The following is a 14,809-nucleotide window of genomic DNA, read 5'->3' on the forward strand; positions in this document are numbered from 1 at the left end:
TAAATTTCTTTACTAGTCTTGTTGCTCTGATGAAATTCCTTCGTTTGAACTATTTTAGATTTTCGGGGTTTAGCTTTTCCAGTTCTAGAACCACGAAACGTCCGTCTTTTCGGATTAGTCGATCATCAAACCAAATCTCTCCTCCACCATACTCTGAGCGTTGGATCATCACCATGTCCCAGTGGATTGCTGATTCATTCCCATTGGATGCATTATCGTAGCATCGCCCCGGTGTGAAATGAAAGCTACCTTCGATTTTCTCATCGAACAAAATATCCTGCATTGGTTCCCTAATTACTGGATTTACTCCTATTGCAAATTCCCCTATATAACGTGCACCTTCATCCATATCTAAGATTTTGTTTAACCTCTCAGTATTGTTTGCTGTCGCATTGATGATTTTCCCGTCTTTAAACTCCAATCGAACGTTTTCGAAGGTAAATCCCTGGTATGGCGAAGGTATGTTAAATGTGATAACACCATTCACTGAATTACGAACCGGAGCGGTATATACTTCTCCATCCGGAATATTGTTTACACCAGCACATGGTATTGCCGGGATATCTTTAATCGAAAAAGTAAGCTCCGTACCTGGCCCTTGGATTTTAACGCGGTCTGTCTTCTCCATCAAATCTTTCAAAGATTCCATGGCAATTGCCATTTTACCATAGTTCACGTTGCAAACATCAAAATAGAAGTTTTCAAACGCTTCTGTACTCATACTTGTCAGCTGTGCCATAGATGGAGTCGGATAACGTAAGTAGATCCATTTTGATTTCAGAAACTTCTTCATAGTAGGTTGGTAATGTAAAGAAAACAGCTGCATTTTGTCATTGGGTACATCTGACATCTCGTAGATGTTCTGCCCACCATCGATAATAATACAAGCTTGCATTTTTTGGATCTGATATTTATCAACATCAGCCCAGGTCTTAAACTGTTCTTCCGTCCCTTCTAATAAAAGCTGTCGACGTACAGAGATATCGTGCAGATTTACGAATGGGTTCCCACCTACTCTCTGCACGGCTTTGACAAGTTCTTTTGCTAATAATGTATCGATTCCAGTTGAATCTATTAATACATTGTCGCCCTTTTGCACATTTGTAGAATAGTTTACGAGCATATCAGCTAAATCCGTAAGTCGTTGATCGAACATACATTAACACCTCTCCTATCGGTTTTTAGAATAAAGAAGAAGGAAACTATATCAAGTCTTCTCCCCTATTGGTATTTGGTGTTCACATGTTAGTAATAATCGATGTTGCATGTTTTCATATAAGTACCAACCTGCTGATCCGTCGAATTTCCTTCGACTCTTCATCTTTGATAGAAATTCCCTCTACCTTTACATTAATCTCTATAGCGCAAGTCCTGTCATTTTTTGAACCGCCTCACGGATGTTTAGCTATAATTTATGACACACTTCATGAATTTACATACCGTACACGACAATAACTCGCAAGTCTATAACGACTTCAAACTCACGACGGACACACCCTTTTGCATGTTCTTCCACTCAACACCTTCATACAGTCATCCGATAGTCCACCTGACATAGCAGCAATCCCTGGAGTTTCAAGCGCAGCAAGGCCAGCTATTGTGGCAACGACATCATCGGATATCTGAATGCTCCCTCCTTGCTTGTTCAATTGTGTCTCAACCATAGTTATTTCCCTTTCTGTCACTCCCGGTTTTTAACCCCCTGACTCCAAATGTGTTTTGATGGCTAAACCCTCAAAACCTAAATATTTTGGAAAAACCATCGTCAGTTCACTTTAAAATTAACTTCCGGGTATTTTAGAGCCAGCCTTTCTAAGGATGAGCTGTCGCCTGTCTGTTTCACATAATGATCAAAGAAAGCAAGACTGAATTCGTTAACGATACGATGAACTGAACGTGGATCTTCGCCTGGGCTTCGCAATAAAGGTGAGATCAAATGAAAATCAGTGAAGCTCATATGATCAGTGTGAGGGATGACCATCGACATGCCACCACCGGCAAGAGCACGTTCATTTCGGACTTTTATTAGCATGGGATCTTCAAGGGGATCATCGAGTATCTCTGCACTCATTGACAGATATGGTTTGCCGATTCCTGTATCTGGCACATTTGAGCCATATAACAGTCCGTCCATATTAATGGCTGCTTTGATGCGGGTGTCTTCCACAAGCATTTGCGCAGCGGTAGCTCCACCATAAGAATGGCCAAACATTCCGATTCGAGAGGTGTCAATCCTTCCTATAAAGCGGTTGTCTTCATCGCCTCGGTTAAGTTTCTCCACTTGATCTAACACAAAAGCGGTATCTTCCTGCCATAATTTGATATGCCGATCTCTTTCGGAAATATCAGACATATTGGTTGACTGAAAGTATGCGGTACGACCGTCTGGATATACTGTAGCAGCTGCATCATAGGCATGATCAATGCATAAGACGATATAACCTTGACTTGCTAACTCCTCAACCTCAAATGTGTTCTGATTGCGAAAACCATTTAAACCGTGAGAGAAGATCAATACGGGATAACGACTCTCGGAGTCTGATAGCCGGGCTTCTGTGATTGCATTCGATTTCACCAAATTTAGATGGCCTAGTACGAAGGCCGGGACGGACAAATCTTCTTCTACGCCCTTTGCGATCTCATGAGCGTTGCGGATAAATGGCTCGCGATTTCCCTCGCCACTATCACCTGCAGGATAATAAACCTGTACCATTAGCTCACGCCGGTCGTTCGGATCTTTAGTAAAAAGTTCCTCCCTTCGATCATCAACCCAATGATACAGCATCGTGCCGACCATAAATGGTCCGTTCGGTTTATTGAATAATGATACAGGCATGAGTGCAGGCATCGTGACCGATACAGACAAATAAATAACAAGCAGTAAAGTACGAACTGTGATTGTAAATCTGCTTCTAGGACTCTCTTTCCTACTGGCCAATAAATAGCATATTGTCAATATAACTGAGGACAAATAAGCCGGAATCATCTGCCAACGAAAGCCTTCAGTAATAAGCTGTATGATAAGCACACCATAGGCTACCGCCAAGGTGACGACCAACCATCGTTTAGTCTTACAACCTGAAAATAGTGTCCATCCCAAAAGAACGAAATTAATAAATATTAATCCTACTTCCCAAAATCTCATCGGATGCTCCCACCTTTCTGCATTTTCATTATCAAAGGTATGTCGTTATTTAAGAAACAAATTAAAGTTAATGCCATTCGTCTTCTCCTCTACATAATTTCCATGAACTTTAAGTACCGTAAAAGTTTTTTTGGTACCAAGAATTGATTATATCATAAAATAGCTTTATGTGAAGTTTACCAATACAGAAAACTAAGAAGAAGAAAAACAGATAGTTCTCGTACTTCTTAGTTTTTATGAATGGATTTGCTATATTTCGAACTTAATCATTTTTCGAAAATTCGCCTCATTGAGCGACATGCCTCATGCCTTGCATGTACGTTATCTTTGGATAAATGAATGACTCCTCACTTATGATTTAAAAGATAAAGATAATAAAAAAGCAACGCAGGAATATCAGCTTCGAACCGCTGCTCATATTCTTTTACAATTTAAAATTTTATGAAGGTAATTGTAAATTTGGTGTAGGCTTTTAATTTACTTTCCACCTTAATCAGTGCTTGATGTGCTTCAATAATAGAATAAGCTAATGCCAAACCAATTCCTACCGAATCATACTTTTTTGAACCTCTTGCTTTGTAGAATCGATTAAATATATGCGGCAATTCCTCTGCAGCAATTCCTTCTCCAAAATCTTGAATTATGAGTTCCGAATAAATCGGTGTATCTTCGATTGTAATTTTAATCTCATCTCCGGATTCGGAATGTTCAATCGCATTCTTCAGCAAGTTCAATACGGCTTCTTGCATCCATAGTTTATCATGAGTAACGATTACATCCTTCGGAGCATTCCAGTCTATCGAAATATTACGATTCGTAATCATGTTGTCCAAGCGAACTAACGCATCCTCAATGGTCTCCACCAAATTGGCCGGTTCTTTCTCAAATAAAATGGCTCTTGCATCGATTTTAGCTATCTTCAACAAATTTTGAATCAAAAGATGCATTCTAGAGATTTGCACATCGTTATGTTGCAATAATTGAACTTGCTGTTGGCGCGGCATACTTTCATTCAACATCATTTCATTATAGATGGAGATCGTTGAAAGCGGCGTTTTTAATTGATGGGATATATCCTGTAGCATTTGTACTAAAAATTCTCTCTCTTCACGTAAATCTTGCATACTTTTTCGAATAATATCTTTCATCGAACGAAATGATACCACCAGTTTAGCGAGATCCCCTTCTTTGTTTTCATTGATCACAACCGAATAATCCCCATCCATTATTTTCTTGGCGGCTGAGTTCAGCTGTCTAATATTATTGAAAATCCTCTTGTGCTGCATGTAGCTTACCAATAGCAGAATTGTTCCGAAACCAAACAATCCCCAATATAAAAATAGATTATGGCGAACAATATGGTTATTGTGTAAAGGAAACAATTGCGACTTTAGTTCTTCATACAATCCAAACTGTCTTAGAATCTGTCTCCCTTTTTCTTGATACTGAATTGAATCAGTAGAATGGGCCGTTAAGACTTTCATAATTTCCGTTTCATTCTCGGGGTTTTGCTCTACCAATCTTGCAGTAATTTCCCCCCAAGTTGTTATTGAATCACTTTTCAATTGATTGTAGAACAGTTGTTGTGTAATGAATTGATAAACGGTAAATAACGCTAACAGAACGGCTAGTATCGCGATGTAGCCTTTCAACTCGGTATTTTTCATCATCTTACTTTCTGCTCACATCCTTACTCCAGCAGTAGCCCAATCCTCTTTGTGTTACAATGAACTGCGGATTTTTGGGATCATCTTCAATTTTATTTCGTAAACGCCTAATATATACAGATAACGTATTCTCATCAAAGAAAACCTCATCTCCTCCTGTTATATCTTGAAGGAGTTCATCTCTTTTCAGTGCTTTGTGAGCGTTCATCATGAATGTGAGAAGAAGTTTATATTCTAAATTCGTTATTGGAATGTTTTCATGATTTTTATATACCTTGACTAGATTCATATCAATTTTTATATTTTCAGATGTAAAGATCATAGTAGAATTTTCGAGACGCGCTTGCTTGCGCAATTGCACTTTCACTCTGGACATGAGTTCCTTCACGCGAAAGGGTTTCGTAATATAATCATCCCCTCCAATATCCAGTCCCATGACCACATTCGCTTCTTCATCCAGGGCGGTTAAGAATATAACCGATGTGTCGCTTTGTTTTTTGAAATGTAAGCATAAATCATAGCCATTTCCATCTGGAAGGCCGATATCTAGAACAATTAAATCAAAAGGTTGATGTTCGAACTGATGCTTTGCTTCTTTAACACTAGAGGCTTTGACCACCTCATATCCCTCGTTTTTTAGCGAAAATTCGATGGCTAGTCCAAGAGCTTCATCATCTTCAACAAGCAATATGTTGCTCAACGTGTGACCCTCCTTCTCCTCTTTCTATTTCAGCCATAGGCAATAAATCAGAATAGCCTGACTATTCACATAGCCAGGCTCTCGGTATTAATCTTCCCTGATCACATCAATGATATTATCCTGTTGGATTTTACGCAGTGGAATCAGAACGGATACATAACTGATGAACAATGCGGCAGAAAACGTAATGACACATGCCACATAAGGGATCGTCCATTCAAGCTTCAAGATACCGGAAGCAGCCACATATATTATATAGGAAAGTATACATCCGAAAAAGATCCCTTGTAAGCTTCCAGACACACCGTATATGAGCGCTTCATAAATAATCATTTTTTTCAGATCTTTTTGCGACATGCCTATGGATTTTAATGCAGCCAGTTCTTTGCGTCTGATGATGATGCTAATCGTAATCGTATTGATGATATTTAGACTGCCTATTAGAGCAATAACCGCAATAAAACCATAGACCAGTACTTTTATAATGAGCGCGGATTCTTTCCTTGTTTTATTCTCGTCTAGGTGATTAACGGTTGTAATCGAGTGCTTTGTTCCCACAGTCTGCTGGATATCGGTAACTGTTTCACTAGATTGATTAATATCCTTCAATTTGACTTGATAACTGAATTCCTGTTCGTTAACTTCAGAGACATTCCCTAGCGACTTCAATTGCTCCAAGATGGTTTCGTTATCTATGGAATTAACAGGATGATCTTGTTGCAGATAGATGGTTAGATCCGATCTCGTCGATTCATTGTTCACATACTTGGTTCCAAAGGCGATATTCATGATCGATGAGAACGTAATAAACAATACACTGCTTATAATGATCGATAAGATGGTAATGGTATATCGATTTTTATTTCTTTTTACATTTTTCAAGGCCAGGGTCAATGGAAAAGAAACCGGCTTTTTCAGCACTGTTTTTTTTTGTTTTTTGATCGATTCTTTTCTTATTGATAACCTGCTGCTGATTGCCAGCAAGGGAGATATTCTACCCGCAAAAAAAGCAGGATAATAACTGGACGCCATCACCGCTGAGAGGGTAATGAGTGAACTGATTAATATAATCTGCCAGTCAATGTAAAAGAACGAGACACTTGTACCTGATTCTAGTAACATAATGAAAATAAACTGTAGAGCAGCAAGAGCCAAGATGCTGCACACTATCCCAATCGGGATGGCGATAACAGCTAGCACAGAAGCTTCCCTCATGACGATCTGTCGGATCTGCTTGCGCGTAGCGCCGATGCTTCGGAGCAATCCAAACTGCTTCATCCGCTCAACAACGCTGATTTGAAAGGCGTTGTAAATAACCACAGCTGTCGCGACCACAACTATACTAACGACGATGACGAGCATGGCCAAAATCGAGCTATTCGACTCCGGTTTCAACACTCTGATCAATTCTTCATTGATTACCAATTTCTCAGATCTAGTAAATGATTTTATCTCGTCTAATACTTCATTAAAGTTCGCCTTTTGGTTGATCTCAATTAAGATCCGGCCTTCCCCAATGGCAAAATCACGTTTATAGGTTAATAATCGGCCCACTTTACTCTTCTGTGTAAACTCGCGATTGTCCAATAAACCAACCAGTTTATATGTTTCTCCATTCAATTGAAATGAATCACCGAGCTTAAGATTTTTATTGATATAAGGAAGCGTCCATGAATCGACTGCTGCTTCATGCTCATTGTTAGGTAAATGACCATTCAGAAGACTATAGGTTAAAAACTCCATTGCATGTTGATCAGCGAAATTCATTTGTACAGCAACGTTTTCGAGCGAAATGGTTTTGCCTTGTGACATCAATCCATACGTTATGATTTGTGGATTGTATTTAATTTTATTCAATATCGCTTCATCGTAATTCGATATGTCGACATGAAACGAAAAGCCATTACGCTTTTTGATGTTTTCGATTTGGGAAAGCTGCGATCCTTTCATAAACAGGCCGATCGTAGATATTAACGCTACAGAGAGTACGATTCCAACTAAGGTCAAGATGGTTCGTTTGATATTTCCTTTTAAATACCGGCTGCTTAGTTGTTTATAACTATCGATCAACATCATTCTCCTCCAGTCAATGACTTATTCGCAGCTAGCCGTTGATCTGAAATAATGCTACCATCTTCAATCGTAATGACCCGATCGGAAGCTGATGCAATCGCTAAATCATGCGTAATTAACACAATGGTTTGATTGTATTTCTTAGCTGTCAATCGTAATAAATCCATGACTTCCTTTGTATTTTTCGTATCTAGGTTACCTGTGGGTTCATCGGCCAGTATCAAATGTGGATGATTGATAAGCGCCCTACCAATGGAGACCCGTTGCTGTTGTCCGCCAGATAGTTCTGAAGGCAGATGAGTCTTTCGTTCATGAAGCCCCAAGGTTTCAATGATTTCATCGAGATACGTCATATCTACACGTTCATCATCTAATAACATAGGCAATGCAATATTCTCCTGGACATTCAATACGGGAATCAAATTAAAAAACTGAAAAATAAATCCTACTTTTCTTCTTCTGAATATCGAAAGCTCATTATCCGAATAATCGTAAATATTATTTTCCCCAATGAATACTTGTCCTGAAGTTGGCCGATCCAGCCCTCCTAATATATGCAACAGTGTACTTTTGCCGGAACCGGACACACCTACAATGGAGACAAATTCTCCTTGCTGAATCGAAAGATTAATCCCTTTTAATGCATCTACCCTGCTATTGCCTTCACCATAACTTTTCACTACATTTTCCAATCGTACAACTTCCATCCTATTACCCACCTCATTACATAAAGTTCAACCACTTACTCTTAAGCTCTTATTCTTGTACATCTACAAAGTTTACTTTGTCTTTGCTATCCTGATAGACACTTCTGATTTTCTCTAAAAGCTTATTCACCTTTTCTTTATCTTTATAATCGAAACTGTCTTTTTGAAAATGAATCAATGAGATCGTTGACTCTGCTTCCTTTATTATGTTGTAAGTTTGGTCGTCAACAATAACAAGATCCATAGTTGGACTATATCCGATCCACGCCTGATGTTTCACATACTGTACTGGCACCATCTGACCATTCAAATCGATTTGGTTATTCTCGGTTTCGTCAAATAAAGCAAATAACAGATTTTGGCCATTCGTTAGTTCTTTGATAGCGGTAACGGGGTCTGAAATAATAGACATGCTTCCAGGATTTTGTCTGGCTCTAATAATCCCCTTTTTGATGAATTGCTCAGCAGTAGAACGAGTAATAACGGAGTACTTTATATATCGTGCTTCATTTTCTTGATCCGTTTCTTTCTGATCTCGGTCTGATAATTTGCTTACTTTTTTTGTTGTAACCAGTTTCAGTTTGTAGTCGATTATTTCTTTGCTTCTATCTTTGTACAACGCTTTGACTTTATTCAAATCTTGATCAGATGCGATGACCAAAATTCCATTCGCCGATTGCGATGGTCCTTCTATAAAGCGTTTTACTCCAAATCCAATACCTGCAAAAATAACGATAACCAACGTGAAAACTATCAATTTCTTCATTCTGACTGCTCCTTTTAAAAACGCTTGATGTCTGGATTATATACAACTACTCTTGATAAGTTAATGACTCTTATCTAACACTTGGACTTTTTATCTTACTTTTTAGTAAGAATAATAGCTACAGAGGACAAGATAATTTTTTACAGATCTAAAAATTATCAAATATATACATACCGTGACAAGGAGTTCTCTCGTAAAAGATATGTGCAAGCTTCGCTCAGCTTTTCTTATCAAAAATGACAATAGGTGTTCCTTCGTTTTTTATTTTAGAAGAATTATATGTCTGAAGGTAGGATCTGTAGAAGCTGTACAGACAGTTCTACGAAGCCTACCTCGGAAGGCTGCATTGCTTTGTCATCAGTTACTTGGATGGCATTTTTTATAGACACTGAAAGAATATTCATGTATTAATGAGTGGAAAACAATGGAGACCGTTTCAAGAATATAAACGGTTTCATTCACTGTATATTTTTCTCTCTATTATCCACGACTTAATCTTCAACTATATCCTGCCCGTTACTTCAAAGAAAACAGGGAGCAGCTACCGCAGTAATCCGCCCCCCTGGATATTTAATCATCACTCCTTCAATAGGAACGACTCTTCCGACAACCTCGTCAGATAGCATCTTGCCAAACTCCTGAAAATCAAGGAGCAGCTGCCGTAACAAACTGCTCCTCGCTCTGTTCAACTATCGTGTCCCGTTAGCTTAATCAACAATAAATCTTATCGACTATTTATTACTCTGCATTAGTCATCAATCCTATCTCTCTATTGTGGATTATATATTTTTAGAATATCCATCAACACAGAAAGTGTTAAAAAGTCCAATAAGTATTAAACTACCCTACCTATACTTCAATGAAAACGGCGACTGATCATCATGTCGGCTGCTGACAAGATGATCATATCGGGAATGTAATAAAGTTCTTATCATTAGTCGGAATGATATCAAGTTCTTCATCCGACAAAAGAAGACTCCATTAGCCTAACCACCCTGATTAATGGTCCAGTTCTATGGAGTCTATATTTAGCTTAAAATGGCTTCCTTACAACTTTGATGATGCGAGCACCACCGCGAATAAGCCTATTTGCTTGTTCACGGTTGATTCTTACAAGTACAGAAACATCAGTCGTGTTTTCAACGTCAAATACCGAAAAAATTCGACCATTAGCGAACAGTACGCCTTTTAACTCTACTTTTTTAGTACTACTCGGTATTGGAGGAAATTTTTTAAATATCGTACGCATAACACCTGCTTTTATGAGACTTGCTGCTTGTTTTGCAGTCGTTCGAACACCGAATACTGGATCAATTTCAACTCCAGGTGCTTTTGCCTCCACCTCAACAATTAGAAAAAAACGATTCCCAATCTTTGCAATACTATTCGCTCCAATGGTTATCGGCGGTGTTTTTTTCGCCAAATTATATCACTCCCTCGAACTATCATATGGAGGGCGTAATGTATTGGACCTAGACAATCACCCAAGTAACATAAATTCTCGATCAGACCGTATTGCTGCATTAACCTGCCCGTTAGTTGAGAAAGGCAGCTGATCTAAGTGATCGCTGCCTTTGCCGTTGCGTATTGCACTATCGTGTCCCGTTAACGTAATAACTTAAGACTTACTCCTTCGAAAATCGTCTGTCAAAACACCGCTGAACCCCCAATTTTCTTCATCAATTTCTTGAATAACAATATGGGTATGTTCAGGTTCCTTGCCAAGTACATTGACAAGGGTCTGAGTAAATTCTTTAACGATTTGAGCCTTTTGCTCCCTACTAGCACCCTTCGTTATTTGGAGATTTATATACGGCATTGTGGCCCCTCCTTACACAATATATTTGGACTACTTAATTATATACGGAAATAAGTGGAAATAGTTTTAAATTCACCACGCTAATCTGCCCGTTAACGTAATAACGGCTGCTCCACAGCAGCGTACAAGTATCGTGTCCCGTTAGTTCAATCCTTTATTTGTCCCTAACCTTATCCGGGATAGTGTTATTGTTATAGTCTAATTGTTCTTTAGACAATCCCATCATCAATTCATTCCAAAATAAGAAAGCCACATTGTATCTTTACTTTAGGTAATATGATTTTATCCATATATTCCTCAAAATAAAATAGCCATCCTAACACTACCGCATATTTGGATTGTCCATGAGTCACATGTTAGGGTATTCAGGTTCTAACAAACAGTATGTGGGCATTCCATTTCAAATTGAGTTGGAATGCCCACTTTTCGAAAGCACTTTCTATACAGTTTGCGTTTGTCGATTCAACTCTCTACGTAGCTTTCCTCGAAATCCTAAACTCTCTGTCGAAACAGCTTTATCAGCGGTTTTCGCGTTTACTGAGCTGCATTTCTTGCAGACTGTCAATAGCTTTCCGTCCGAGTTAGTCGCAGAATAAAGTAACTTTATTCTAGTCGAGAGGCAAATCGGACAGGTACCTCTACCTCTAGAAGGTGTTTTCCACAAGCCTTTACCGCGTTTCGTCTTAGCCATAAGAACTCCTTTCAATATCAAGAGATATATAAATAATTCCCATTTATGTAAAACCCTTTGTTGTTTTAATGATACTAACTAAACATATCAATATATAGGTAAAGAACATTTATAGTTAATTATCCTGCCCGTTGCTATGAACGTTTTTGTCAAATCCACGTATTTACTAATCAAATGTCTTCACCGAAACACTAAGCGCGAGAGTAAATAAGCGAGCGACGGTCGGCACGCTGCTATCCGTGGGTTGGTTACCACATTCTATGCCTTCGTCAAGGAGAGCTTTTACTAGCTAGCAACGCACATTCGGATTATTTATCCTAGTGCAAACGGGCGCTCGTATGTTCTCTCCCGAACCTTCGTTTACTCCCGGGCCTAATGTTCCGGTGTTTTTCCTTAGAGTCTCAGTGCTTTGGTATGTTATCGTGTTTAAACTTCACGATCTTCCTTGCTCTGCAATTCGAGCAACAGCCCAAATAAATCCGACTAATTCTCGCGCAACGGCGCCGATGGCAACATTTTTATGTTTGCTTTTTCCGAATACAAGTCGACGGTATTTATTGTGCAATCTTTCTTGCGCTTTCCATGACAGTAACTGTACTTCGGCAGGCAGTCCTTCCAATCGCTTGGCAAGATCTCCTTTAACAGCAGGCCGGTGCCGGTAGCTCCAAGCCGACTCCACTAGCGTACGTCGCAAATGTCCATTCCCTGCTTTAGTCATAGAGCCTCTTCGTGTTGTCTGACCTGACGAATATTCACGAGGAACAAGTCCTAAATAAGCCATGAGTTGCGTAGGCGAACGAAATCTCTCGAATGATCCGATTTCTGCAGCAATTGTAATCGCTGTTATATGCGCAACACCGCGTAGTGATTGCAGAATCTGAATTACGGAGGACTTCGCGCCTGTCGTAGCTTGTTGGAGAAGTGCATTTTCTAATCGACCGATCCGATGCTCGATCTCTTCGAGTGCATGAAGCATTTCCGTAAAGACAACTTCCATAGCTTCGTGCTGGAATGTTAGCGCTGCGAGCCAGACGCGATACTTCTTTGTCCAGCGTCGTTGAATTGACTCTGGTGGATGAATCTGGTGCCGCAACAGAAATTTAAGTATCCGTTGACGAGCACGATGCGCATCCTCCCTAGCAGCTTCGCGGGAACGAACAAGGTCCCGCAGCGCTTCGTCATCACGTGTTGGTACATGAATAGCCGTCAACTCGCCAGCACGAAAAAGACGAGCAAGCTGCTCTGAATCCCGACGATCTGTTTTGACATGGTCACCCGGACGTTTTGGCATGAGAGAGGGTGCAATGACAATGCAGCTCGCACCCATAGATTCGATCCAACGCTGCGTTTCGTAGCCTGTAGGGCCTGCCTCGTAGCAGAATGCAAGAGAGTCCGCGGGCCCTAATTCTTTTATTAATTTTCGAAGAGCGCCAGGGGTATGCGCAATAGTGCCATAGTAACGTGGGAGTTCACGGCCTGGATCTGCAATGGCTACTGAAATTTTTTCCTTTGATACATCTAAACCGATAAACTTTGTGACATACTGCATAGTAACAGCTCCTTTTGCTTTGTAGCTCTGAAATGGTTTGTACTCCTACTCTCCATTTTTAACCTACGATACTAAGCAAATACGGGGCTGCTTTACGTTCATCATAGCTAGCCTTATAGAAATGAGCAGGCTCGGCAGCCTGCTCATTAATGACTTGTTTATTCAACTACCGTGTCCCGTTAGCTTAAGGCCAAGCGCCGGACATTAGTCTTATTTTGTAAAGTAGAGAAAGAGTCGTCGCGTCCAGTAGAAAACTCTTTATATACAGTAACAAACAAGCACAATTAATCGGTTGAACATATACCGTTAATGATTGACTTGGAGGTGAGTGAGATGAGTCGGGCATCTAATGGGTTACAAGGGGTATCTATTATAACAAGCACTAACCGCCCACATTTCTTCTATAATATTCTTAAGAATTACAATAATCAGCGTTATCCGGTAAAAGAACTGATTATTATCTTGAATAAAGAAAACGTGGAATTAGCTAAATATCAAAAAATTGCTCAGAAATATAAAAATGTCTCCGTCTATAAGATACCTGAAAAAGAATCTTTAGGTAGATGCCTTAATTTTGCTGTAAGTAAAACGAAATACCCGTTCATCACAAAGTTTGATGATGACGATTTCTACTCACCATATTATTTATCCGGACAAATGAAGGTTTTGCATCAATCTAACGCTAATATTGTAGGAAAACGGCATATCTTGCGTATCTCGAAGCAGAAAAGCTGCTCATCCTTCGCTTTCCCAAACAACAAAATAAGTTCGTTAGTTTAATTGCCGGAGGGACGATCTTATTTAAAAGACGTGTTTTCGATCGAGTACGTTTTCCTCATCTGTCATTAGGAGAAGATGTCTCATTTTTAAATAGATGTCGGGCTAAAGGGTATAAAATATATGCGCCAAATCCGTATAATTATGTGCAAATTAGAAGGAAAAATAAAAAATCTCATACATGGAAAGGTAGTGATACCTACTTACTAAAGGGGAGTTGCATTTTGGGAAAAGCAGATCAATTCAGGAAAATTGCTACGCGAAAGATTAATTAGGACTCCTGATTCAGCCAAGCACGAAGTACAGCAATTTTCTCTAGTTGCCGAACGCGAAAAAGCACCTGCAAATCTTTTAATCTTTTTGAACTACTTGTTCGTTCTACTTTTATCTAATATCTCGTTTGCTGCTATGTACGTCCTTATTTAGCTTAATTTGCTTGCAATATGAGAAAGCATCGATATTATCTTTCACATCTTCAAGACGCCGTAAAGGGTGCAGATTTCCCCTGCACCCTGATTTCCTACACTAAATAATGGAACTAGTCCTGTTTATCTTGTTCAGTTCCATTATTATCAACGGTATCGCCTACTTTATTGCCCAGCTAAGCACCTACGATACCACCTATAACGGTTTCCACAGGACCCAAAGCCGAACCGACTACTGCCCCCATGGCACCGCCACCCACAGACCCTACTGCCTCTTCGGCACCTACACCAGAATCATCGTTTCGATTAGGGTCGTTGTTTTTAGCCATTTCTTTCACTCCTCATTTTGTGATATGAAACGCTGCTTAGCCTGCGTAACATCCCAAAACAAAGCTTTCCCTAACCTATATAAAACGATTCACCTTGATGTTCAAATTACTATCAACACATCAAAAATGCATGGGCGCGTAGTTCATGCATTTTTGATGGC

General features: G+C 39.6%; 11 protein-coding genes and 1 pseudogene. 1 reads left to right on the forward strand and 11 read right to left on the reverse strand.

The genetic code is table 11. The features are described 5' to 3' along the window. Positions 1-49 precede the first annotated feature (49 nt). The 11 genes and pseudogenes from GCU39_RS09655 to GCU39_RS09710 form a co-directional block, all read right to left on the reverse strand. On the reverse strand, positions 50-1,156 hold the full coding sequence (locus tag GCU39_RS09655) for an aminopeptidase (protein ID WP_152393317.1): 1,107 nt from the start codon (positions 1,154-1,156) through the stop codon (positions 50-52). Between the two features lie 115 nt (positions 1,157-1,271). After that, a pseudogene (locus GCU39_RS09660) lies at positions 1,272-1,664 on the reverse strand (Asp23/Gls24 family envelope stress response protein). A gap of 101 nt (positions 1,665-1,765) precedes the next feature. Continuing rightward, positions 1,766-3,145, reverse strand: coding sequence for an alpha/beta hydrolase family protein (locus GCU39_RS09665; RefSeq protein WP_152393318.1), 1,380 nt, complete (start codon positions 3,143-3,145; stop codon positions 1,766-1,768). 431 nt (positions 3,146-3,576) lie between these two features. Further along, complete coding sequence (locus GCU39_RS09670; RefSeq protein WP_193726969.1) at positions 3,577-4,812, reverse strand: sensor histidine kinase; 1,236 nt, start codon at positions 4,810-4,812, stop codon at positions 3,577-3,579. 4 nt (positions 4,813-4,816) lie between these two features. Beyond that, a complete protein-coding gene (locus GCU39_RS09675) occupies positions 4,817-5,512 on the reverse strand; it encodes a response regulator transcription factor (RefSeq protein ID WP_152393320.1) in 696 nt (231 codons plus the stop codon). Between the two features lie 87 nt (positions 5,513-5,599). Beyond that, positions 5,600-7,582 (reverse strand): ABC transporter permease, encoded by a 1,983-nt coding sequence (locus GCU39_RS09680; RefSeq protein WP_152397166.1) that lies wholly within the window; start codon positions 7,580-7,582, stop codon positions 5,600-5,602. Between the two features lie 2 nt (positions 7,583-7,584). Further along, positions 7,585-8,292, reverse strand: a complete 708-nt coding sequence (locus GCU39_RS09685) for an ABC transporter ATP-binding protein (RefSeq protein WP_152393321.1) — start codon at positions 8,290-8,292, stop codon at positions 7,585-7,587. A 49-nt stretch (positions 8,293-8,341) separates the two neighbouring features. After that, on the reverse strand, positions 8,342-9,058 hold the full coding sequence (locus GCU39_RS09690; RefSeq protein ID WP_152393322.1) for a lipoprotein BA_5634 family protein: 717 nt from the start codon (positions 9,056-9,058) through the stop codon (positions 8,342-8,344). Positions 9,059-10,091: 1,033 nt separating this feature from the next. Then, positions 10,092-10,481: a hypothetical protein gene (locus tag GCU39_RS09695; protein WP_152393323.1), complete on the reverse strand. Its 390-nt coding sequence runs from the start codon at positions 10,479-10,481 to the stop codon at positions 10,092-10,094. A gap of 195 nt (positions 10,482-10,676) precedes the next feature. After that, positions 10,677-10,877, reverse strand: coding sequence for a tautomerase family protein (locus GCU39_RS09700; RefSeq protein WP_152393324.1), 201 nt, complete (start codon positions 10,875-10,877; stop codon positions 10,677-10,679). A 1,124-nt stretch (positions 10,878-12,001) separates the two neighbouring features. After that, positions 12,002-13,117 (reverse strand): IS110 family RNA-guided transposase, encoded by a 1,116-nt coding sequence (locus GCU39_RS09710; RefSeq protein ID WP_152393301.1) that lies wholly within the window; start codon positions 13,115-13,117, stop codon positions 12,002-12,004. Positions 13,118-13,450: 333 nt separating this feature from the next. Between GCU39_RS09710 and GCU39_RS31920 the strand changes: the two genes are divergently transcribed. Beyond that, positions 13,451-13,897, forward strand: a complete 447-nt coding sequence (locus GCU39_RS31920; RefSeq protein ID WP_227793512.1) for a glycosyltransferase family 2 protein — start codon at positions 13,451-13,453, stop codon at positions 13,895-13,897. Positions 13,898-14,809: the final 912 nt, after the last annotated feature.

The sequence above is a fragment of the Paenibacillus guangzhouensis genome (assembly GCF_009363075.1).
Lineage (GTDB): Bacteria > Bacillota > Bacilli > Paenibacillales > Paenibacillaceae > Paenibacillus_K > Paenibacillus_K guangzhouensis.